At 62.1% G+C, this 19,566-nt stretch carries 24 protein-coding genes and 1 pseudogene; 13 read left to right on the forward strand and 12 right to left on the reverse strand.

Annotated elements, in window-relative coordinates; genetic code table 11:
* Nucleotides 1-218 precede the first annotated feature (218 nt).
* Both fdxA and mutS read right to left on the reverse strand, forming a co-directional pair.
* Nucleotides 219-542 (reverse strand): ferredoxin FdxA, encoded by a 324-nt coding sequence (gene fdxA, locus C4Q27_RS17960; protein WP_003252355.1) that lies wholly within the window; start codon nt 540-542, stop codon nt 219-221.
* A 140-nt stretch (nt 543-682) separates the two neighbouring features.
* Entirely contained in the window at nt 683-3,256 is a 2,574-nt protein-coding gene (gene mutS, locus C4Q27_RS17965) for a DNA mismatch repair protein MutS (protein ID WP_010952693.1), read from the reverse strand.
* A gap of 184 nt (nt 3,257-3,440) precedes the next feature.
* Here mutS and C4Q27_RS17970 point away from each other — a divergent pair, with 184 nt between their 5' ends.
* The 4 genes from C4Q27_RS17970 (at nt 3,441) to recX (ending at nt 6,709) form a co-directional block, all read left to right on the forward strand.
* Nucleotides 3,441-4,508, forward strand: coding sequence for a hypothetical protein (locus C4Q27_RS17970; RefSeq protein WP_064493440.1), 1,068 nt, complete (start codon nt 3,441-3,443; stop codon nt 4,506-4,508).
* A gap of 55 nt (nt 4,509-4,563) precedes the next feature.
* A complete protein-coding gene (locus C4Q27_RS17975; RefSeq protein ID WP_010952695.1) occupies nt 4,564-5,046 on the forward strand; it encodes a CinA family protein in 483 nt (160 codons plus the stop codon).
* A 103-nt stretch (nt 5,047-5,149) separates the two neighbouring features.
* Nucleotides 5,150-6,217 carry a recombinase RecA gene (recA, locus tag C4Q27_RS17980; RefSeq protein WP_003252365.1) on the forward strand — a complete coding sequence of 356 codons (1,068 nt, stop codon included), beginning with the start codon at nt 5,150-5,152 and terminating at the stop codon, nt 6,215-6,217.
* Nucleotides 6,218-6,238: 21 nt separating this feature from the next.
* Complete coding sequence (recX, locus tag C4Q27_RS17985) at nt 6,239-6,709, forward strand: recombination regulator RecX (protein ID WP_064493441.1); 471 nt, start codon at nt 6,239-6,241, stop codon at nt 6,707-6,709.
* A gap of 521 nt (nt 6,710-7,230) precedes the next feature.
* Here recX and C4Q27_RS17990 read toward each other — a convergent pair.
* Complete coding sequence (locus C4Q27_RS17990; protein ID WP_019436650.1) at nt 7,231-8,349, reverse strand: LOG family protein; 1,119 nt, start codon at nt 8,347-8,349, stop codon at nt 7,231-7,233.
* Between the two features lie 160 nt (nt 8,350-8,509).
* Between C4Q27_RS17990 and C4Q27_RS17995 the strand changes: the two genes are divergently transcribed.
* The gene (locus tag C4Q27_RS17995; RefSeq protein ID WP_064493442.1) at nt 8,510-8,719 is read left to right on the forward strand and encodes a hypothetical protein; all 210 of its coding nucleotides are present in this window, start codon (nt 8,510-8,512) and stop codon (nt 8,717-8,719) included.
* Between the two features lie 14 nt (nt 8,720-8,733).
* Here C4Q27_RS17995 and C4Q27_RS18000 read toward each other — a convergent pair whose 3' ends face one another.
* Nucleotides 8,734-9,153, reverse strand: a complete 420-nt coding sequence (locus C4Q27_RS18000; RefSeq protein ID WP_003252372.1) for a quorum-sensing-regulated virulence factor family protein — start codon at nt 9,151-9,153, stop codon at nt 8,734-8,736.
* A gap of 216 nt (nt 9,154-9,369) precedes the next feature.
* Here C4Q27_RS18000 and C4Q27_RS18010 point away from each other — a divergent pair, with 216 nt between their 5' ends.
* The 3 genes from C4Q27_RS18010 (at nt 9,370) to C4Q27_RS18020 (ending at nt 11,349) form a co-directional block, all read left to right on the forward strand.
* Nucleotides 9,370-10,080 (forward strand): tRNA-uridine aminocarboxypropyltransferase, encoded by a 711-nt coding sequence (locus C4Q27_RS18010; RefSeq protein WP_004574842.1) that lies wholly within the window; start codon nt 9,370-9,372, stop codon nt 10,078-10,080.
* A 179-nt stretch (nt 10,081-10,259) separates the two neighbouring features.
* Nucleotides 10,260-10,910 carry a response regulator transcription factor ErdR gene (gene erdR, locus C4Q27_RS18015; protein ID WP_010952699.1) on the forward strand — a complete coding sequence of 217 codons (651 nt, stop codon included), beginning with the start codon at nt 10,260-10,262 and terminating at the stop codon, nt 10,908-10,910.
* Nucleotides 10,911-10,983: 73 nt separating this feature from the next.
* Complete coding sequence (locus C4Q27_RS18020; RefSeq protein ID WP_010952700.1) at nt 10,984-11,349, forward strand: diacylglycerol kinase; 366 nt, start codon at nt 10,984-10,986, stop codon at nt 11,347-11,349.
* On the opposite strand, the gene finR is transcribed toward C4Q27_RS18020, so the two are convergent.
* The gene (gene finR / locus C4Q27_RS18025) at nt 11,346-12,272 is read right to left on the reverse strand and encodes a LysR family transcriptional regulator FinR (RefSeq protein ID WP_004574844.1); all 927 of its coding nucleotides are present in this window, start codon (nt 12,270-12,272) and stop codon (nt 11,346-11,348) included. The genes C4Q27_RS18020 and finR overlap by 4 nt on opposite strands.
* Nucleotides 12,273-12,389: 117 nt before the next feature.
* On the opposite strand from finR, the gene fpr reads away from it, so the two are divergent.
* Entirely contained in the window at nt 12,390-13,169 is a 780-nt protein-coding gene (gene fpr / locus C4Q27_RS18030; RefSeq protein WP_003252381.1) for a ferredoxin-NADP reductase, read from the forward strand.
* Between the two features lie 186 nt (nt 13,170-13,355).
* On the opposite strand, the gene C4Q27_RS18035 is transcribed toward fpr, so the two are convergent.
* Both C4Q27_RS18035 and C4Q27_RS18040 read right to left on the reverse strand, forming a co-directional pair.
* Nucleotides 13,356-13,850: a SprT family zinc-dependent metalloprotease gene (locus C4Q27_RS18035; RefSeq protein ID WP_003252383.1), complete on the reverse strand. Its 495-nt coding sequence runs from the start codon at nt 13,848-13,850 to the stop codon at nt 13,356-13,358.
* Between the two features lie 131 nt (nt 13,851-13,981).
* Entirely contained in the window at nt 13,982-14,581 is a 600-nt protein-coding gene (locus C4Q27_RS18040; protein WP_003252385.1) for a Yip1 family protein, read from the reverse strand.
* A 263-nt stretch (nt 14,582-14,844) separates the two neighbouring features.
* Between C4Q27_RS18040 and ttcA the strand changes: the two genes are divergently transcribed.
* The 3 genes and pseudogenes from ttcA to C4Q27_RS30050 form a co-directional block, all read left to right on the forward strand.
* Nucleotides 14,845-15,669, forward strand: a complete 825-nt coding sequence (gene ttcA / locus C4Q27_RS18045; RefSeq protein WP_014592121.1) for a tRNA 2-thiocytidine(32) synthetase TtcA — start codon at nt 14,845-14,847, stop codon at nt 15,667-15,669.
* Nucleotides 15,670-15,673: 4 nt separating this feature from the next.
* Nucleotides 15,674-16,345, forward strand: coding sequence for a DNA-3-methyladenine glycosylase I (locus C4Q27_RS18050; protein ID WP_010952703.1), 672 nt, complete (start codon nt 15,674-15,676; stop codon nt 16,343-16,345).
* A 149-nt stretch (nt 16,346-16,494) separates the two neighbouring features.
* A pseudogene (locus C4Q27_RS30050) lies at nt 16,495-16,575 on the forward strand (DNA-3-methyladenine glycosylase I); the annotation flags it as partial.
* A gap of 103 nt (nt 16,576-16,678) precedes the next feature.
* Here C4Q27_RS30050 and C4Q27_RS18065 read toward each other — a convergent pair.
* From C4Q27_RS18065 to arsC, 3 genes are read right to left on the reverse strand one after another with little or no spacing between them, the layout of a single operon-like run.
* Complete coding sequence (locus C4Q27_RS18065) at nt 16,679-17,092, reverse strand: DUF2069 domain-containing protein (protein ID WP_104887141.1); 414 nt, start codon at nt 17,090-17,092, stop codon at nt 16,679-16,681.
* Nucleotides 17,085-17,690 carry an NAD(P)H:quinone oxidoreductase gene (wrbA, locus tag C4Q27_RS18070; RefSeq protein WP_003252400.1) on the reverse strand — a complete coding sequence of 202 codons (606 nt, stop codon included), beginning with the start codon at nt 17,688-17,690 and terminating at the stop codon, nt 17,085-17,087. The genes C4Q27_RS18065 and wrbA overlap by 8 nt, the downstream gene beginning before the upstream one ends.
* A complete protein-coding gene (gene arsC / locus C4Q27_RS18075; protein ID WP_014592117.1) occupies nt 17,687-18,040 on the reverse strand; it encodes an arsenate reductase (glutaredoxin) in 354 nt (117 codons plus the stop codon). Before arsC ends, wrbA begins: the two co-directional genes overlap by 4 nt.
* A gap of 85 nt (nt 18,041-18,125) precedes the next feature.
* Between arsC and C4Q27_RS18080 the strand changes: the two genes are divergently transcribed.
* A complete protein-coding gene (locus C4Q27_RS18080) occupies nt 18,126-18,590 on the forward strand; it encodes a peroxiredoxin family protein (RefSeq protein WP_003252403.1) in 465 nt (154 codons plus the stop codon).
* A 112-nt stretch (nt 18,591-18,702) separates the two neighbouring features.
* Here the strand turns inward: C4Q27_RS18080 and C4Q27_RS18085 are convergent, their stop codons facing one another.
* Both C4Q27_RS18085 and C4Q27_RS18090 read right to left on the reverse strand, forming a co-directional pair.
* Nucleotides 18,703-19,107, reverse strand: coding sequence for an META domain-containing protein (locus tag C4Q27_RS18085; protein WP_104887142.1), 405 nt, complete (start codon nt 19,105-19,107; stop codon nt 18,703-18,705).
* Nucleotides 19,104-19,541: a hypothetical protein gene (locus tag C4Q27_RS18090; protein WP_014592115.1), complete on the reverse strand. Its 438-nt coding sequence runs from the start codon at nt 19,539-19,541 to the stop codon at nt 19,104-19,106. The genes C4Q27_RS18085 and C4Q27_RS18090 overlap by 4 nt, the downstream gene beginning before the upstream one ends.
* Nucleotides 19,542-19,566 lie beyond the last annotated feature (25 nt).

The raw sequence follows: 19,566 nt of genomic DNA on the forward strand, positions 1-19,566 counted from the left end.
TCGCCGGGCTGAACCCGCTAGTATTCGAACTGTGCACAGGGACATGCACAGGCTTTCAGGATGAAGGCCAGGGACATCGCAAGAAGCGATTTCATCAGGATGATGTTTGGGACAAGCAGGGACTACGGAAAAAATGTGGGCGGGTCAAACCGCCCCTTTTTTTTGCCTGTAGGAAAACAAAAAAGGCCCCGAAGGGCCTTTTTCGCGTCTGGGCGCTATCAGCGCTCCAGGTCGGCAATCTTGCCAGGCTTGCCATCCCATTCTTCAGCGTCCGGCAGGGCGTCCTTACGCTCGGTGATATTAGGCCAGATTTCCGCCAGCTCGGCGTTCAGCTCGATGAAGTTTTCCATGCCCGAAGGCACTTCGTCTTCCGAGAAGATGGCTTGCGCTGGGCACTCCGGCTCGCACAAGGCGCAGTCGATGCACTCGTCCGGGTGGATGACCAGGAAGTTCGGGCCTTCGTAGAAGCAGTCCACCGGACAGACTTCCACGCAGTCGGTGTATTTGCATTTGATGCAGTTGTCGGTGACGACGAAGGTCATTTCTAATTCTCTCCTCAGGCGACGGCGGCGGCCCTTCCTCTCAGGGCCGCGCGGTTTACGGGTATGTGGCTGCAGGCCAGGCTAATAACCTGCAGCACCAGCAAACCGCGGCGGATTCTACCAGCTTGTAATGGGCGCCGTTATAACAGGTTCTTTAGTTGATATAGCATTTCGATAGCTTGACGCGGGGTCATGTCGTCCAGTTGCAGCTTGCCCAGCTTCTCGATGGCTGGATGAGGCAGGCTGGCAAACAAGTCGCTCTGGTGCGGCACTTGCGGCGCGTCCTTGGCCTTGTGGGCCGCAGGCTGCTCATGGGGCAGGCTGGTGGTTTCCAGCCGGCCAAGGTGCTCGCGGGCACGCTGGATCACTGCCGTCGGTACGCCGGCCAGCTGCGCAACGGCCAGGCCGTAGCTTTGGCTGGCAGGGCCGGGTAGCACGTGGTGCAGGAACACGATGCGTTCATTGTGCTCGGTGGCGTTCAGGTGCACGTTGGCCACCAGCGGCTCGCTCTCCGGCAGCACGGTCAGTTCGAAGTAGTGGGTGGCGAACAAGGTGTAGGCACGCAGCTGGGCCAGGCGCTCAGCGGCAGCCCAGGCCAGCGACAGGCCGTCGAAGGTGCTGGTGCCGCGGCCCACTTCGTCCATCAGCACCAGGCTGCGGTCGGTGGCGTTGTGCAGGATGTTGGCGGTTTCGCTCATCTCCACCATGAAGGTCGAGCGCCCGCCGGCCAGGTCGTCACTGGAGCCGATGCGGGTGAAGATGCGGTCGACCAGCGACAGCTCGCAGCTGGCTGCCGGCACGAAGCTGCCGATGTGCGCCAGCAGCACGATCAGGGCGGTCTGGCGCATGTAGGTCGACTTACCGCCCATGTTCGGGCCGGTGATGATCAGCATGCGCGTACTGTTGTCCAGGCCCAGGTCGTTGGCCACGAACGGCGTGGTCAGCACCTGCTCCACCACCGGGTGGCGGCCCTGCTCGATGCGCAGGCAAGGCTCGTCGACGAAGCGTGGGCAGTTAAGGTCGAGGTTCAGTGCGCGCTCGGCCAAGTTGCTGAGCACATCCAGCTCGGCCAGCGCGGCGGCGCTGTCCTGCAGCGGCGCCAGGTGGCTGATCAGGGTTTCCAGCAGCGCGTCGTAGAGCATCTTCTCGCGGGCCAGGGCGCGGCTCTTGGCCGACAATGCCTTGTCCTCGAACGCCTTCAGCTCCGGGGTGATGAAGCGCTCGGCGCCTTTGAGGGTCTGGCGGCGGATGTAGTCGCCCGGGGCCTGTTCGGCCTGCTTGGTCGGCAGTTCGATGAAGTAGCCGTGCACGCGGTTGTAGCCGACCTTGAGGTTGGCCAGGCCGGTGCGAGCCTTTTCTCGGGCTTCCAGGTCGATCAGGAACTGGCCGGCGTTCTCGCTGATTGCCAGCAGCTCGTCCAGTTCGTTGTCATAGCCGGCCTTCAGTACGCCGCCGTCGCGGATCACCGCCGGCGGGTTATCGATGATCGCCCGCTCCAACAGGCTGGCCAGCTCCGGATAGGTACCGGTAATGGCCGCCAGACGCGCCAGGTGCGGTGCTTCGAGCTCGGTCATGGCGTTCTGCAGCTCTGGCAACGCACCCAGCGCATCGCGCAGGCGTGCCAGGTCGCGCGGGCGGGCATTGCGCAGGCCAATCCGGGCGAGGATCCGCTCGATATCGCCAATTTCCTTCAACTGCGGCTGCAGCTTCTCGAAGCGGTAGCTGTCGAGCAGGCAGCGGATCGAGTCCTGGCGTGCTTGCAGCACCTTGAGGTCGCGCAGCGGGCGGTTCAGCCAGCGGCTCAGCAGGCGGCTGGCCATGGCGGTCTGGCAGCGGTCGATCACCGATTGCAGGGTGTTGTCGCGCCCGCCGGCCAGGTTGATGTCCAGCTCCAGGTTGCGCCGGCTGGCCCCATCGAGGATGACCGTATCGTCCAGACGCTCGTGGCGCAGGCTGCGCAGGTGCGGCAGGGCGGTGCGCTGGGTTTCCTTGGCGTAGGTCAGCAGGCAGCCGGCGGCGCCGATGGCCAGGGTCAGTTTGTCGCAGCCGAAGCCCTTGAGGTCCTTGGTCGCGAACTGCTGGCACAGGGCCTTGCGTGCCGAGTCGCGGTCGAAGTCCCAGGGTGCGCGGCGGCGGGCGCCTGGGCGTTTCTCCGCAGGCAGGTCCCGTGGCCAGTCGTCGGGGATCAACAGCTCGACCGGGTTCAGGCGCTCGAGTTCGGCCAGCAGGTTTTCCCAGCCCTTGATCTCCTGCACGCTGAAATTGCCGCTGGTGATGTCCAGTACCGCCAGGCCGAACAGGCGCTCGTCACCGAGCAATGCTGCAATAAGGTTGTCGCGGCGCTCGTCGAGCAGTGCCTCGTCACTGACCGTACCCGGGGTGATGATGCGCACCACCTGGCGCTCCACCGGGCCCTTGCTGGTGGCGGGGTCGCCGATCTGCTCACAGATCACCACCGACTCGCCGAGCTTGACCAGCTTGGCCAGGTAGCCTTCCAGCGAATGGAACGGAATCCCGCACATGGGGATGGACTGGCCGGCCGACTGACCGCGGGCGGTCAGGGTGATATCCAGCAGTTTCGCGGCCTTTTTCGCATCTTCGTAGAAGATCTCGTAGAAGTCGCCCATGCGGTAGAACATCAGCTGGTCCGGGTGCTGGTTCTTCAGCTTCCAGTACTGCTGCATCATCGGGGTGTGTGCGGAAAGATCTGACATTCAGGGCCTTACAGGGGGGATCTGGTTGGCGATGGTAAACCCGTAATGGTACAGGCTTTTTCGTTGCGATGCAGGCGCGTGCTTTGGGGCATGCGCGCAGTCTGGCGGGCAATGGTGGAGCTGGGCCGCGTAACCCTCTAGAATGCGCGCCCCTCGATGAATGCCCCTAGCCGTGACCTGCACGATGAATGTGTCCAGCCCTGTCCCTTATGTAACGCAACAGCTGATCTACCTCCTTTATGGCGAGCGCCGGATCTATCAGCTGGAGGCAAAACTCAGCATCCTCACCGCCCTGGCCCGTTGCAAGCCGGCTGAGCTGCCGGTGATCCGCGTGCTTACCGACCAGCCACAGGCTTTTGCCGGCTGGCCGGTGGAAGTGATCGCACTGGACGAGCAGACCTTGCAGGCCTGGGCCGGCGACGGCGGCTACACCCATCGGCGCAAGGCCTGCGCCATTGCCCAGGCCGGGCAGTGGGCGGACAAGACCGTGTTCATCGATACCGATACGGTATTTCTGCAGTCGCCGCAAAAGCTGTTCAGCCAGGTCGATGTCGGGCAATTCTTGGTCGACGAGGTGGAAATGAGCTGGGCCGAGGCCTCGCGCAGCAGCTATTACCGCAGCTTCGTCGAGGGGCTTGCGGAGTCGGGCGAAGCACCGGCCGATGCCCTGCGGCTGTGTAACAGCGGTGTGATGGGCTTTACCCGCGACAACGTTGGCATCGCCGAGCGCGCCATCGTCCGGATTGACGACTGGACGCCGTATGCCCGTGACTTGCATACGATCGAGCAGATCGCCTTTTCCTTCGAATTGCATGGCGCGCCGATCAACGAGGCGCGCGGCGTGATCAGCCATTACTTTGCGATGAAGCAGTACGTGCATGCCATTCTAGAAATCTTCTTTGCCCGGCATGGCGAGCATTTTCATTCGAAGATGCCAGGTCTGGCCCTGAAGGTGCCGGCGCATCGCCCGGTGCCCTCGTGGTTGGCTCGGCTCTCGGTAAAATGGAGCCTCAAGCATGTACCCCGGGAGTTGCGTGGCATCGGCCGCAAGTTGCTCTACGGCAGTGTGATGAGTGGTGATGATTACCAGCGCGCGTGCAAGGTGGTCTGGTGGCGTTCGGCAATCGAGGACATGCGCACGCTGGGCGGCTTCGACTGGAGCCGGGAGTGGCCTGAGGGGCTGCCGCGGTTGGGGCAGCGTGACGAACTGGCGTTCAGCGAAATCGCCCGGGCCAGCCTGAAAGTTTCCTGAGCCAGAGCCCGAAGCAGGGTGATAGGGTAGAGAGCCGCCCTCAAGGAGCACCCACATGGACCCGATCACCACGCTCGCCACCCGCCTGGGTGAACACCTGCGCCGATTCAATGCGCAGGTGACTACCGCCGAATCCTGCACCGGTGGTGGCATTGCTGAAGCCATTACCCGCATACCTGGCAGCTCGGCCTGGTTCGAAGCCGGATACGTCACCTATTCCAATGCCCAGAAAACCCGCCAGCTGGGGGTGCCTGAAGCGTTGTTCGGTCAGGTGGGGGCAGTCAGCCAGGAAGTGGTCGAAGCCATGGTTCGTGGGGCTCAGGCCGCCAGTGGCGCACGCTTCGCCGTGGCGGTGAGTGGTGTGGCCGGGCCGGACGGCGGCTCGCCAGCCAAACCGGTGGGCACTGTGTGGCTGGCCTGGGGTGATGGCGACCGGGTATTCAGCGAACGTCGGCAGTTCGACGGTGACCGCGAGGCGGTGCGCCGACAGACGGTGATCGCCGCGTTAGACGGCTTGTTACAGCTTGGTGCCGAGTAAATCGACGACAGGGGTTTGCGCGGGCGTCTGCCTGTGGAATAATACTGGCTACTTATACAGGTATTCCGGCCGTCAGGGCCAAGTCGAACACGTGAGGATTTCAATGGACGACAACAAGAAGCGCGCCTTGGCTGCGGCCCTGGGTCAGATCGAACGCCAATTCGGTAAAGGCGCGGTCATGCGCATGGGTGACCATGAGCGTCAAGGCATTCCGGCCATCTCCACCGGCTCGCTGGGGCTGGATATCGCACTGGGCATCGGCGGTCTGCCAAAAGGCCGTATCGTCGAGATCTACGGCCCGGAATCGTCGGGTAAGACCACGCTGACCCTGTCTGTCATCGCTGAAGCGCAGAAGAACGGTGCTACCTGCGCCTTCGTCGACGCCGAACATGCCCTTGACCCTGAGTACGCCGGCAAGCTGGGCGTCAACGTCGATGACCTGCTGGTTTCGCAGCCGGACACCGGTGAGCAGGCCCTTGAAATCACCGACATGCTGGTGCGTTCCAACGCGGTCGACGTGATCATTGTCGACTCCGTTGCGGCGCTGGTACCGAAGGCCGAGATCGAAGGCGAGATGGGTGACATGCATGTGGGCCTGCAGGCCCGCCTGATGTCCCAGGCGCTGCGTAAGATCACCGGTAACATCAAGAACGCGAACTGCCTGGTCATCTTCATCAACCAGATCCGTATGAAGATCGGTGTGATGTTCGGCAGCCCGGAAACCACTACCGGTGGTAACGCCCTGAAGTTCTATGCTTCGGTCCGTCTGGACATCCGCCGTACCGGCGCGGTCAAGGAAGGCGACGAAGTGGTCGGCAGCGAAACCCGCGTCAAGATCGTCAAGAACAAGGTCTCGCCTCCGTTCCGTCAGGCTGAGTTCCAGATTCTTTATGGGAAAGGTATCTACCGTAACGGCGAGATCATTGATCTGGGGGTATCTCAGGGCTTGGTCGAGAAGTCCGGCGCCTGGTACGCCTACCAAGGCAACAAGATCGGTCAAGGCAAAGCCAACGCTGCCAAGTACCTGGCTGAGAACCCGGCTATTGGTGCCGAGATCGAGAAGCAGATTCGTGAGAAGTTGCTGAAAGCGGGTGCTGCTGCTGAAGCCGGCAAAGCTGCTGCTGCCGAAGCTGATGCCGATGACATGGCCGACGCTGACGCCGGTTATTGATTGCGCAGTAGATAGCCCAATATGTCTGCCGTACTCGACACCCCCGTCGCCATCCGGCGGACAGCCATGGACCTGCTCGCACGACGTGAGCACGGTCGAGTCGAGCTGACGCGCAAGTTGCGTCAGCGCGGCGCTTCGGACGAGTTGATCGAGCCTGAACTCGATCGCCTCGCCGAAGAAGGGCTGCTTAGTGAAGCCCGCTACCTCGAGAGTTTCATTCGTTATCGTTCCGGCTCTGGCTATGGCCCTGCGCGTATTCGCGAAGAGCTGTGTCAGCGTGGTTTGGCGCGTGCAGATATCGACCAGGCCCTGCGTGAAAGCGAGGTGAATTGGGGCGAGCGTATGTGCGACGTGTGGCAGCGCAAGTTTGCCGGGCAGCGCCCGCAAGATCCGCGCAGCCGCGCCCAGCAGACCCGGTTCCTGGCTTACCGTGGGTTCCCTATGGACATGATCGGTCGTCTGCTCAGCGGGCGTGATCTCGACGATTATTGACGCTCTAAACCACAGTGGCACGTGCCCGTAGCGGATAATCTGTTTTGCCAAATGCCCCAGGCTGTCTCCATTCCATTGTAGGAGCGGGTTCACCCGCGAATGCGGTGGCGGCTGCGACGGTGAATGACCAGGGAAATTGGCCAGCAGGTCAGGCCTTTTCGCGGGTAAACCCGCTCCTACGACGGTCTGAGTCCAACCACGGGGTAGGAGCGGGTTCACCCGCGAATGCGGTGGCGGCTGCGACAGCGAATGACCAGGGAAATTGGCCAGCAGGTCAGGCCCTTTCGCGGGTAAACCCGCTCCTACGACGGTCTGCGTCCAACCACTGGTAGGAGCGGGTTCACCCGCGAATACGGTGGCGGCTGCGCCGGTGAATGACCGGGGAGATTGGGCAGCAGGTCAGGCCCTTTCGCGGGTAAACCCGCTCCTACGAAGGTCTGCGCCCAACAACCGATCATGTGCAGGAGCAAACAGCCTAAGGTTGCTCCTGCAGGTATCACGCGAGCTGTTATAGAAAAGCATCAACTCACTTTCAGCGCCTGCCTGGCCCTCTGCGTGGTATGCATGGGTTGTGGCTTGGCCCAGTTCTCCGGCAGGTTGATGAAATCCACCAGCTCACGCAAGCGGCCCTGATCCCGGCCGTTGAAGGCGAATGACAGGCGGGTCAGGTGGCTGTAATTGCCAACTTCGTGCTCGGCGCTGCTATCCGCTTGCTGGTGATATTTGCCACTCAGGCGCAAATCGGCAAACCCTTCCTGAATGTCATACAACGCCGCCTCGCTGAGCGCATGGTGCATGCGGATCACGAACTGGCTCTTCAGCCAGCGGCTGGAGTGGTAGTTGCTGTAGAACTGGTTGATTTCCTCAACCGCCTCGTCAGCGCTGTGCACCAGGCGCACCAGCTTCAGGTCGCTGGGCAGGATGTAGCGGTTTTCTTCCAACTGGCGGCTGATGAAGTCCAGGCAGTCGTGCCAGAAGCTCCCGCCCGGCGAATCCAGTAGCACCACCGGCACCAGTGGGCTCTTGCCGGTCTGGATCAAGGTCAGTACCTCCAGCGCTTCATCCAGGGTGCCGAAGCCGCCAGGGCACAGCACCAGGCCATCGGCCTCCTTGACGAAGAACAGCTTGCGAATGAAGAAAAAGTGGAACGGCAGTAGTTTGTCGGTACCGTTCACCGTCGGGTTGGCATGTTGTTCGAAGGGTAAGGTGATGTTGAAGCCCAGGCTGTGCTCGCTGCCGGCGCCTTCGTGGGCGGCCGCCATGATGCCGCCGCCGGCGCCGGTGATAACCATCAGGTCGGAGCGCGCCAGAGTGGCGCCCAGCTCGCGGGCCAGGGCGTACATCGGATGCTCCAGCGGGGTGCGTGCCGAGCCGAACACGGTCACTTTGCGTCGGCCCTTGTAGCGCTGCAGGGTCCGGAACGACTGGTCCAGTTCGCGCAGGGCCTGCAGGGTGATCTTGGCGCTCCAGCGGTCGCTGTCGTCATGGGCCATGCGCAGGATGGTCAGCATCATGTCGCGGTAGAGCGGCAGGTTGGGGCTGTTGGGGGCAACCAGTTGCAGTTGTGCTTCGATATTGCTCAGGTCGATATTGTTGTCGCGGAAGTGGCTGAACAGCAGTTCATTCGAATGGTAAGGCATGCGACGTCTCCTTCTGCACCAATACCTCTGACCTCAATCTAGACCCTTGCGCCCGATCGTGCCGAGGTGTTCGGCGCAGCCGCCTGTCGGCCTGCGGCCATCGGCAGCACGGGTTTGGTTAACTGGTAGAGTGAAACGTGTCGATGCAGGAGGTGGCGGTATGCATCGCTTGGTCATCGAAGTGGACTGGCAGCTCTACCAGCAGCTGGAGAATGCGGCCCAGGTGCATCACCTGAGCCTTGAAGCCGAGTGCCGCCGCAGGCTGTCGGGGCTGGAGTGCCGGTCGCGATACTTGCAGGCGCTGTTGGCGGAGATGCGCGCCGATGACGTTGAAGGGCGCTGGCACGCTCATGAGGACGAAAAGGCGTAGCGTCGTCGCTGTGCTTACTTCTTCTTGTTGCCGGCCACGCAGCTGGCGTTGTCGAAGGCCTGGTCCATGACGGGCTGGTTGGTCTTGTAGACCGTGAAGCGGTAGACCATGACGGCACCCTTGGACATCAGGTTGCGGAAGCCGTTGTTGCGGCACACGCTGTCGCCGAGCTGGCTGCGCACCTGCTCAGGGTTGGCCTGCATGCGCGCTGCGTGGCTCTGGCGTACGCTCAGATGGTTGACCAGTGCCTTGCCTTCAACGGTGTAACCCTGATCGAGAATGTCCTCGTTGATTGCGCGTGGGGTGCCGACGCTGCTCTCTTTGGCGACCTTCTGCAGCAGGGTGTTCAGGTCGTAATCCTGCTTGGATGCCGCCTGGGCTGCCAGAGGCAGGGCGAGCAGCAGGCTCAGGGCGGGGGCGATAAGGCGCAGCATGAATCTCTCCTGGTTCGATGACTGGCGCTTTGACATGCGCGGGTCAACGGTGTTCCGTAAAATTGCGCGTGGCGAGGACCGGCACGGTAGAAACCCGATTATAAGGAGCGCATTGCCGGCTGCACAGCAATTGCCACCTGTTCTGGTAGACTGGCCGCCTTGTTTTCTCCGAGTCATCCTTGTGCCCATTTTCAATCTGTCCAGAGGCCTGCCGGCATGAGCCATGCGGTAGCGCGTCTGCGCGCCGAACGCCTGGCCCGCAGCAACAAGCCTTTCATCGCCCGTGGCTCGCGTGCCGAGCGTTGCCCGGATTGCCGGGTCATCGCCACCCATTGCCTGTGTGCCTGGAAGCCTAGGGTGCAGGCTGACGCGGGTGTGTGCCTGCTGATGCACGACACCGAGCCGCTGAAACCCACCAACACCGGCTGGTTGATTGCCGACCTGATTGAAGACACCTGGGCCTTCGGCTGGTTGCGCACCGCGGTTGACGAGCGCCTGCTGGCCTTGCTCGATGACCCGCGCTGGCAGCCCTATATCGTTTTTCCGGGCGAATTCGTTGCCCAGGAGCGGGTGGTCAGCGAGGTGGTGCGCGAGCCGGGCAAGCGTCCACTGTTCATCCTGCTGGATGCCACCTGGACCGAAGCGCGCAAGATGTTCCGCAAAAGCCCGTACCTGGACCGCTTCCCGGTGTTGAGCCTGCAAGCCGAGCAGATGTCGCGCTACCGCCTGCGGCGCTCCAAGCGCGATGATCATTTCTGTACGGCAGAAGTTGCGGCCATGTGCCTGGACCTTGCTGGCGATAGCCAGGCTTCGCAGGCGCTGGATGCTTATCTGGATGTGTTCAGCCTGCATTACCTGAGTGGCAAACGGCGGCTGCCGCTTGACGAGCAGGACGACACCCACCAGCGTTTGCATACCTTCCTATAGTCCAAGGGGCACAACCCCTGCTTTGGTTCATAATGACGGAGCTGGCAGCCAGGGTGGGCGAGACGGCAGGGCGATTGGCTTGATCTCCCTTGACCGTGCTCGGCCTCCTTGGCGCCGATTCCCCGCCGGGCGCTTCCCTTCCACTCGAGTGCCTGGCACAGAACAGGATCCTTAGATCGATGGCCACATACGAAATCCTGATTGCCGATGACCACCCACTGTTCCGTGGCGCCCTGCGCCAGGCCGTTACCCTCGGGCTTGGCTCCGATGTGCGTCTGGTCGAAGTCGCAAGCATTGCCGAACTGGAAACCCGCCTGAGCGAAAAAGCCGACTGGGACCTGGTGCTGCTGGACTTGAACATGCCGGGTGCCTACGGTTTTTCCGGTCTGGTGCTGCTCCGCGGGCAGTACCCGCAGATCCCCGTGGTGATGGTTTCGGCACAGGAAGAGGCCGCCGTGGTGGTCAAGTCCCGCGAGTTCGGCGCCAGTGGTTTCATTCCCAAGTCCAGCACCCTGGAAGTGATCCAGGATGCGGTGCGCAAGGTGCTCGACGGCGAGGTCTGGTGGCCGCCGCAGGCGTTCGAAAAGGTCGATGTTTCGGCCGAGGCCAAGGCCGCCAGCGAAGGCTTGGCCAGCCTCACGCCGCAGCAGTTCCGCGTACTGACCATGGTCTGCGAAGGCTTGCTGAACAAGCAGATCGCCTATGAGCTGAGCGTGTCGGAAGCGACCATCAAGGCCCACGTAACCGCGATCTTCCGTAAACTGGGCGTGCGTACCCGGACCCAGGCTGCACTGCTGCTGCAACAACTTGAATCGGTTGCCAGCAACTGACTGCGTGTGGCTTCACGCTTTTTTGACCCGAGCCGGTCTAGTCTGCTGGCCTTTCTGCTGTGAAGTGACTCACATGACATCGCCATTCAAGGGCCAGACCGGCCTCAAACGCATCTTCAACGCCGCTGGCTACTCGCTGGACGGCCTGCGTGCCGCCTTCAAGGGCGAGGCCGCATTCCGCCAGCTGGTGCTGCTCAACGTGCTGCTGATCCCGATCGCCTTCTGGCTGCCGGTCAGCCGCGCCGAGCGGGCCATCATGATCGCCGTTTGCCTGCTGGGGCTGATCGTCGAGCTGTTCAACTCGGCGGTGGAGGCGGCCATCGATCGCATTTCGCTGGAGCGCCACCCGCTGTCGAAAAATGCCAAGGACATGGGCAGCGCCGCACAGTTGGTGGCACTGACCATGGTGGCGCTGGTGTGGGGAGTGATCCTGCTTTAAGCGATCGGCGGCAGCACGATCTCGTCACTGCGGGTAAAGCCCGCAGTGAAGCTGCGGCATAGCTCGAGAAACTCACGCATGGCCGAGGTCTGGTACTTCTGTTTGTGCCAGATGAAGTAGAACTGGCGCAGCAGGTCCAGCTCCGGTGTTTCCACAGGTACCAGGCTGCCGCGGCGGAAGGCGTCACGCAGGGCCAGGCGTGAAATGCAACCGATGCCCAGGCCTGACTCCACCGCGCGCTTGATCGCTTCGGTGTGCTCCAGCTCCAGGCGAATATTAAGGTTGGCGCGGTGATGGCGCATGGCCTGGTCGAAGGTCAGGCGCGTGCCTGAGCCTTGTTCGCGCAGGATCCACGCCTCCTGCGAGAGGCTTTCGATATCGGCGCGGCCCAGTTTCGCCAGTGGGTGCTGTGGCGCACAGAACACCACCAGTTCGTCCTCGACCCACGGCTGAACTTCCAGGTCGGGGTGGTTGCAGTCACCTTCGATTAGACCCAGATCAATTTCGTAGTGCGCGACCTGTTGCACGATATGCGCAGTATTTTGGACATGCAGTTTTACCTGGCTTTCCGGGTGTGTCTGCATGTAGTTGCCGATCAGCAGGGTGGCCAGGTAGTTGCCGATGGTGAGGGTGGCGCCGACCGCCAGTGAGCCGAAACCGGATTTGCCGTTGAGCAGGTCTTCGATTTCCTTGGCCTGGTCAAGGAGGGCTACTGCTTGTGGCAGCAATTGATGGCCCAGGGCATTGAGGGCCAGGCGTTTGCCGGCACGGTCGAACAGCTGGCAGCTCGATTGCCGCTCCAGTTCCGTGATAGAGGTACTGGCGGCCGACTGCGACAGCGCCAACAGGCTGGCGGCCCGAGAGACGCTTTGGTGCTGGGCGACGGCGACGAAGACTTGCATTTGACGGAGTGTGAATCGCATATCGATATAACCGATAACACATATCTTGATAATCCAGTTAACAGATATTGTCGCTGCCCCTAAACTATTGCGCAACTGTGCGCTTTGCGCGCGCGTTTTTCTTCAGGAGCCCCATCGATGAGCAACATGAACCACGAACGTGTCCTCAGTGTGCACCACTGGAACGACACCCTGTTCAGCTTCAAGTGCACCCGCGACCCGGGCCTGCGCTTCGAGAACGGTCAGTTCGTGATGATCGGCCTGCAGCAGGACAACGGCCGTCCGCTCATGCGTGCCTACTCCATCGCTTCGCCAAACTGGGAAGAGCACCTTGAATTCTTCAGCATCAAGGTGCCGGACGGCCCGCTGACCTCGCAGCTGCAGCACCTGAAGGAAGGCGATGAGATCATCATCAGCAAGAAGCCTACCGGCACCCTGGTGCTCGACGACCTGAATCCTGGCAAGCACCTGTACCTGCTGAGCACCGGCACTGGCCTGGCGCCGTTCATGAGCGTCATTCAGGACCCGGAAACCTACGAGCGCTTTGAAAAAGTGATCCTGGTGCACGGCGTGCGCTATGTGAACGAAGTGGCCTACCGCGAGTTCATCACCGAGCACCTGCCGCAGAACGAGTTCTTCGGTGAGTCGGTTCGCGACAAGCTGATCTACTACCCGACCGTGACCCGCGAGCCGTTCGAAAACCAGGGCCGTCTGACCGACCTGATGCGCAGCGGCAAGCTGTTCAGTGACATCGGCCTGCCGCCGATCAACCCGCAAGACGACCGCGCGATGATCTGTGGCAGCCCGAGCATGCTCGACGAGACCAGCGAAGTGCTGGACAGCTTCGGCCTGAAGATCTCCCCGCGCATGCGCGAGCCGGGTGACTACCTGATCGAGCGTGCCTTCGTCGAGAAGTAAGGCGCAGGCGGGTACAGGAAGGCGACTCTCGGGTCGCCTTTCTCATGCCTGGGATTTGTGCATGGCCTGTTCCGGCCCTTTCGCGGGTAAACCCGCTCCTACGGGTGCAGCGCACGTCCCGGGAATTGCACGAAACCCGTAGGAGCGGGCTTGCCCGCGAAAGGGCCGGTGCAAGCGACCCCCGATCTATTCGACCCGCGTCTCGCCGCTGTACACCAAGATTTCCCGGCACCGCTTGCACAGGTATCGCCGCCCTTGGTGCACCAGCTTGTGCCGCTGCGCGGTAAACGGGAAGTCGCTTTGCGGGCACGGGCAGCGGTAGATGTAGCGGGTCACTGCGCGCCGTTGCACGTCATAGTTGTGGCAACGATTGGGCGGCAGTTCATACACCCCGCGCATGATCAACTGCCACTCTTCACCATGGGCCTGGATGCGGTCGCCAAACAGCTGGTGGGCAACCAGGTGTGCCACTTCATGGGCCACGGTCTGGCGCAGGAAGTCTTCCTGGTTTTCGCGGTAGAGCTGCAGGTTGAAGCGCAGCAGATTCTCGTGCAGGTGGGCGACGCCGGCTTTTTGCCCGCGCAGTTTGAAGCTGACTTCGGGGCGCGGGAAGCGGCGTTTGAAAAAGGCTTCGGCTTGCTGGTAACAGGTTTCGACGCGTTGTTTGAGCTGCTCGGGCATGGCGGGGCGGTTCTCCTGACCAGGCATTATGCCGCAAGCGCAGGTGGCTTGCCGAGTCACCGGTCAGCGCACAGCCAGAGGCCGCCTTGCGGCGGCCCCTGGTTGATGCCCCAGTGTTGGTTCGGTCTGTTCTAGTTGGTGTAGACGGGCCCCACGCCCAGTCCCCAGATAATCACGGTAGCGGCCATGATAGCCACCAGTACCACCAAGCCCACTGCCAGCACCGAGCTGGAGAACAGGAAGCCTTCATCCGACGGTATGTTCATGAACGTCGGCAAGCCGACATACAGCAGGTACACCGTGTAGCAGATGGCGGCAGTGCCGATCAGCATGCCCAGCCACAGGTGGGGGTAGAGCGCCGCCAGGCCACCGATGAATAAGGGGGTAGCGGTGTAGGTGGCAAAAGCGATGCATTGCGCCATGGACGGGTTGGCATCGTAGGTGCGGGCCATCCAGTGGATGAACGCGCCCATTACCGCCACCCCGGCGAGCATGGCCAGGTAGGACATGATGCTCATCCAGATTGCGCTTTCCATGGTCAGCATCACTGCTGGCCGGTCACCGATCACCCAGCCCACCTGGGTAGTGCCGATAAACGCCGAAACGGCAGGAATCGCCGCGAGGATCAGGGTGTGTGTCAGGTACATGTGGCTGATGGTTTCTTCTTCGCCACGAATCTCCCGCCATTCCTGATCGGGATGGGTAAACAGCCCCACAACGTGATGAATCATGCCGATCACTCCTCTCAATGTTGCCAAACGCCCCCCAATATGGAGCGCAAGCGGCCCGAGGCCCTAACACCGATGCAAGCGGTAATGTGGCCTTATGTCGCAGTATAGGAAGCCGTTACCCACATAAACCGCGCTTTTTAGAGCAAATTGCGCTTTAAGCCGTGCTGTTGATTGCAATGAAGTCTTTATCGGAATGCCTACAGCGGCATCGCGTTTGTGCGTAAAATAGTCGGCTTTTGTCACACCTCGCGGATCCAAGCGCTATGGGCACCCTCTCGGTCAACCAGAACAAACTGCAAAAACGCCTGCGTCGTCTCGCTGGCGAAGCCATCACCGACTACAACATGATCGAGGATGGCGACAAGGTCATGGTCTGCCTGTCCGGCGGCAAGGACAGCTACACCATGCTCGACGTTCTGTTGCACCTGCAGAAGGTGGCACCGATCACGTTCGAGATCGTTGCGGTGAACATGGACCAGAAACAGCCGGGCTTCCCTGAGCACGTATTGCCGGCTTACCTCAAGGAACTGGGGGTCGAGTACCACATCGTCGAGAAGGATACCTACTCGGTGGTAAAGGAGCTGGTACCCGAAGGCAAGACCACTTGCTCGCTGTGTTCGCGCCTGCGCCGCGGTACCCTGTACACCTTCGCCGACGAAATCGGCGCTACCAAGATGGCGCTGGGGCACCACCGCGACGACATCGTCGAAACCTTCTTCCTCAACATGTTCTTCAACGGCGCGCTCAAGGGCATGCCGCCGAAGCTGCGCGCCGACGATGGCCGCAACGTGGTGATCCGCCCGCTGGCCTACTGCAGCGAGAAGGACATCCAGGCCTACTCGGACATGAAGGAATTCCCGATCATCCCGTGCAACCTGTGCGGCTCGCAGGAAAACCTGCAGCGCCAGGTGGTCAAGGACATGCTGGTGGAGTGGGAACGCAAGCACCCGGGCCGTACCGAGAGCATCTTCCGTGCCCTGCAGAACGTGGCACCGTCGCAGCTGGCCGACCGGAATCTGTTTGACTTCACCAGCCTGAAGATCGACGAAAACGCTACCCCGCGTTTCCTCGACGTGCTGAACATCTGAGCCCATGCGTGATTACCAGTGGTTGCATGAGTATTGCCTGAACCGCTTTGGTTCGGCCCAGGCGCTGGAGGCTTTCCTGCCGCAGCCGCGCACGCCGGCGCAACTGCGCGACATCAGTGACGACCGCTACCTGTCGACATTGGCCCTGCGCGTGTTCCGCGCGGGGCTCAAGCACAGCCTGGTGGATGCCAAGTGGCCGGCGTTCGAGCAGGTGTTCTTTGGCTTCGACCCGGAGAAAGTGGTGCTGATGGGCGCCGAGCATCTGGAGCGGTTGATGCAGGATGAGCGCATTATCCGCCACCTGGGCAAGCTCAAGAGCGTGCCGCGCAATGCGCAAATGGTGCTGGATATCGCCAAGGCGCATGGCAGTTTTGGTGCGTTCATCGCCGACTGGCCAGTGACCGACATTGTCGGCTTGTGGAAGTACCTGGCCAAGCACGGCAACCAGTTGGGCGGGTTGTCGGCGCCACGATTCTTGCGCATGGTCGGCAAGGACACGTTCATCCCGACCGATGACATGGCAGCGGCGTTGATTGCGCAGAAGGTGATCGACAAGCAGCCAACCAGCCAGCGCGACCTGGCTCTGGTGCAGCAGGCATTCAACCAGTGGCATGCAGAGAGCGGGCGGCCGCTGTGCCAGTTGTCGGTGATGCTGGCGCACACCGTCAACCATTGAGTCTTGTGTTGCTCCCATTCGCGGGCACGCCCGCTCCCACAGGAATCGCACCGCACTTAAGGCCTGTGCAGTACCTGTGGGAGTTGATTGCGCAGAAGGTGATCGACAAGCAGCCAACCAGCCAGCGCGACCTGGCTCTGGTGCAGCAGGCGTTCAACCAGTGGCATGCAGAGAGCGGGCGGCCGCTGTGCCAGTTGTCGGTGATGCTGGCGCACACCGTCAACCATTGAGTCTTGTGTTGCTCCCATTCGCGGGCACGCCCGCTCCCACAGGAATCGCACCGCACTTAAGGCCTGTGCAGTACCTGTGGGAGCGGGCGTGCCCGCGAAAAATCTAACTGCCTTCGCCTGCCATGCGCCGTTCATGCTGGAACTTCCAGCGCACGTACAGTAGCCCGGCAATGAACAGCCCCAGGCTCCCCAGCACTTCAAGCCAGCCGAATACCGCCCGCGACGGGTCGAACGCTGCCAGCACGCCCTTGATGAAATAGATATTCACCACGAAGCAGGTCCAGGCATGCGCCCGGGCGCTGCCTTTCAGCATGCCTGGCAGCAGCAACAGCAACGGCACCAGCTCGATCGCCAGGATCACCTCGACCCTGGCCCCATGCAGGTTGGCGAACCACAGGTTGTTCACCACCAGCAGGGCGATCAGGCCGAAGAAGCATGCCAGGCTCAATGCCCGCGTCAGGCGCAGGCGTGGTACCAGCCATTGGACCGGCGGCAATGCCTTGGGCTTTCTAGCCACGCGCCGCCTCCAGGGCCTTGGCCGTGGTCGCCAGGCGTTGGCCCAGGGCGCGGCACAGGGCGATTTCGTGTGGGTCGAGTTCGCGCTTGCCATCGGCGCCTGCGTGGTGGCTGGCGCCATAAGGCGTGCCGCCGCCACGGGTCTCGAGCAGTGCCGACTCGCTGTAGGGCAGGCCCATCACCAGCATGCCGTGGTGCATCAGCGGCAGCATCATCGACAGCAGGGTGGTTTCCTGGCCGCCGTGCAGGCTGGCGGTGGAGGTGAACACGCCAGCCGGTTTGCCGACCAGCTCACCGCCTAGCCAAAGGCTGCTGGTGCCATCGAGGAAGTACTTGAGTGGCGCTGCCATGTTGCCGAACCGGGTCGGGCTGCCCAGTACCAGGCCAGCGCAGTGGCGCAGGTCGTCAAGGGTGGCGTACAGCGCGCCACTGGCCGGAATATCCGGGGCCACCGCTTCGCATTCGGTGGAAATAGCTGGCACCGTGCGCAGACGCGCCTCCATGCCGGCCAGCTCGATACCGCGGGCGATGTGCCGGGCCATTTCGCTGGTCGCGCCATGGCGGCTGTAATACAGCACCAGGATGTAGGGCGCGCTCACGGCAGGATCTCCAGCACTTTTTCCGGCGGGCGACCGACCACGGCCTTGTCACCGGCTACCAGGATCGGCCGCTCGATCAGTTTGGGGTGCTGGGCCATGGCCTCGATCAGTTGCGCGTCGGTCAGTGCCGGGTCAGCCAGGTTCAGCGCTTTGTATTCGTCCTCGCCGCTGCGCAGCAACTGACGCGGGGCGATGCCCAGCTTGCCGAGCAGGGCCTTGAGGGTGTCCGCGTCGGGCGGAGTTTCCAGGTAGCGCACGATGGTCGGGGCCAAGCCGCGGGCTTCGAGCAGTTCCAGGGCGCCGCGGGATTTCGAGCAGCGCGGGTTATGATAGAGCGTGAGATCAGTCATGTCGGGTCGCATCCAGCTGGGTGTGGCGGCTATTCTAACCGCAGCGACTGACCAATTTGCTTTAAAACTCGAGAAGGATTGACCCATGGCAAGGCGTCTGGCAGCAGTACTGGCCATCACCGCGAGCCTGTTGCTCGGTGGTTGCGGTGCCGATTACGGCGTGGACCAACACGGTAATACGGTTAAGGCCGAACAGATCGAAGGGCACTGGCTGGTGCTCAACTACTGGGCTGAATGGTGCGGACCGTGCCGTACCGAAATCCCGGAACTGAATGCGGCGGCCAAGCAATGGGCGGCTGAGGGCATCAAGGTGGTGGGGGTGAACTTCGACGGTTTGCAGGGGCAGGACCTGAAGCAGGCTGCCGAAACCCTGGGTATCGGTTTCACCGTGCTTGCCCAGGACCCGGCCGAGCGCTATGACCTGCCGCGCAGCGAGGCCTTGCCGGTGACCTACATCATCGACGACAAGGGCAAGGTGCGTGAGCAGTTGATGGGCGAGCAGACCCTTGAAGGGTTGCAGGCCAAGATCAAGGCCCTGAAAGGCGCCTGATGCATTCGGGCCGCTTTTGCGGCCCTTTGCGGGCAGGCCCGCTCCCACAGGGGGGTATAAACTGTGGGAGCGGGCGCGCCCGCGAAGGGCCGCAAAGCGGCCCCGGCAATCCTCAGCCTTCCTCAGGCCAGAAGCGCAGCGGCTTGCCTTCGGCCGGCCAGAAGCGCATCTGCTCCACCGGTGACACATCCCAACGCTCTACCGTTTCCAGCGCCTGCAGGAAGCGTTTTTCCTGTTCCATCAGCGCGGGTGAGCACAGCTTGCGGGTCTTGCCGACCTTGCCGAAGCTCAGGTGCTCGCCATCGAGCGTGTAAGGCGCAAACCAGTGGTTGCAGCCGCCGTTGCCATAGGCACGGCCGTCGCTGGCCAGGGTCAAGGTCAGGTGGCTGTAGTCGATCAGTGGTCGTTCGCCAATCCACTCCAGCACGTAGCTGCGTTCCTGCTGCAGCCTGGAAGGTTCAGTGGCGCAGCCGAGCAGGCCGGTTGCAATCAGCACGCCGGTCAGCAGATTCTTCACTCGGCGCTCTCCTGGCAACGCGGGCACAGGTGTTTTTCGCCACGGCTGGCCCAGCCCAGCTCTGCGATACGGGCGCTGGCAGCCGGTTGACGAGCTGCCTTGCCGAGCTTGGCGTCTACTGCGAACTCGAAGCCCAGCACCGCATCGCAGCGATCGCATTCGACCTGCCAGGTGAGGATTTCCAGCTCGTTGAATACCGGGCCACTCGCCACGGCCACCCACTGGCCGCGTGGGTTGATCAGGTGGCGCACGCTTTCCACGGTCAGGCGCATGGACAAATCCTTGCTGCCCTTGAGCGTGACCAGCAGGCTGTCGCCTTTTTGCATCGAACCGCCGTTGCCCGTGACCTGATAGCGGCCCGGCACCAAAGCGCGGCACTCGATCAGGGTGTGTTGCGGGTTGAAAAGGGTGTAGCGAAAATCGTGTTCGACCATGGGTCCTCCAGAAATGCCGCGTATC

Source organism: Pseudomonas sp. SWI36 (assembly GCF_002948105.1).
Taxonomy (GTDB): domain Bacteria; phylum Pseudomonadota; class Gammaproteobacteria; order Pseudomonadales; family Pseudomonadaceae; genus Aquipseudomonas; species Aquipseudomonas alloputida.

Excerpts from the sequence above, each read along its gene's own strand:
- fdxA (WP_003252355.1), bottom strand. The coding sequence starts at position 542 with ATGACCTTCGTCGTCACCGACAACTGCATCAAATGCAAATACACCGAC.
- mutS (WP_010952693.1), bottom strand. The coding sequence starts at position 3,256 with ATGTCAGATCTTTCCGCACACACCCCGATGATGCAGCAGTACTGGAAG.
- C4Q27_RS17970 (WP_064493440.1), top strand. The coding sequence starts at position 3,441 with ATGAATGTGTCCAGCCCTGTCCCTTATGTAACGCAACAGCTGATCTAC.
- C4Q27_RS17975 (WP_010952695.1), top strand. The coding sequence starts at position 4,564 with ATGGACCCGATCACCACGCTCGCCACCCGCCTGGGTGAACACCTGCGC.
- recA (WP_003252365.1), top strand. The coding sequence starts at position 5,150 with ATGGACGACAACAAGAAGCGCGCCTTGGCTGCGGCCCTGGGTCAGATC.
- recX (WP_064493441.1), top strand. The coding sequence starts at position 6,239 with ATGTCTGCCGTACTCGACACCCCCGTCGCCATCCGGCGGACAGCCATG.
- C4Q27_RS17990 (WP_019436650.1), bottom strand. The coding sequence starts at position 8,349 with ATGCCTTACCATTCGAATGAACTGCTGTTCAGCCACTTCCGCGACAAC.
- C4Q27_RS17995 (WP_064493442.1), top strand. The coding sequence starts at position 8,510 with ATGCATCGCTTGGTCATCGAAGTGGACTGGCAGCTCTACCAGCAGCTG.
- C4Q27_RS18000 (WP_003252372.1), bottom strand. The coding sequence starts at position 9,153 with ATGCTGCGCCTTATCGCCCCCGCCCTGAGCCTGCTGCTCGCCCTGCCT.
- C4Q27_RS18010 (WP_004574842.1), top strand. The coding sequence starts at position 9,370 with ATGAGCCATGCGGTAGCGCGTCTGCGCGCCGAACGCCTGGCCCGCAGC.
- erdR (WP_010952699.1), top strand. The coding sequence starts at position 10,260 with ATGGCCACATACGAAATCCTGATTGCCGATGACCACCCACTGTTCCGT.
- C4Q27_RS18020 (WP_010952700.1), top strand. The coding sequence starts at position 10,984 with ATGACATCGCCATTCAAGGGCCAGACCGGCCTCAAACGCATCTTCAAC.
- finR (WP_004574844.1), bottom strand. The coding sequence starts at position 12,272 with ATGCGATTCACACTCCGTCAAATGCAAGTCTTCGTCGCCGTCGCCCAG.
- fpr (WP_003252381.1), top strand. The coding sequence starts at position 12,390 with ATGAGCAACATGAACCACGAACGTGTCCTCAGTGTGCACCACTGGAAC.
- C4Q27_RS18035 (WP_003252383.1), bottom strand. The coding sequence starts at position 13,850 with ATGCCCGAGCAGCTCAAACAACGCGTCGAAACCTGTTACCAGCAAGCC.
- C4Q27_RS18040 (WP_003252385.1), bottom strand. The coding sequence starts at position 14,581 with ATGATTCATCACGTTGTGGGGCTGTTTACCCATCCCGATCAGGAATGG.
- ttcA (WP_014592121.1), top strand. The coding sequence starts at position 14,845 with ATGGGCACCCTCTCGGTCAACCAGAACAAACTGCAAAAACGCCTGCGT.
- C4Q27_RS18050 (WP_010952703.1), top strand. The coding sequence starts at position 15,674 with ATGCGTGATTACCAGTGGTTGCATGAGTATTGCCTGAACCGCTTTGGT.
- arsC (WP_014592117.1), bottom strand. The coding sequence starts at position 18,040 with ATGACTGATCTCACGCTCTATCATAACCCGCGCTGCTCGAAATCCCGC.
- C4Q27_RS18080 (WP_003252403.1), top strand. The coding sequence starts at position 18,126 with ATGGCAAGGCGTCTGGCAGCAGTACTGGCCATCACCGCGAGCCTGTTG.
- C4Q27_RS18090 (WP_014592115.1), bottom strand. The coding sequence starts at position 19,541 with ATGGTCGAACACGATTTTCGCTACACCCTTTTCAACCCGCAACACACC.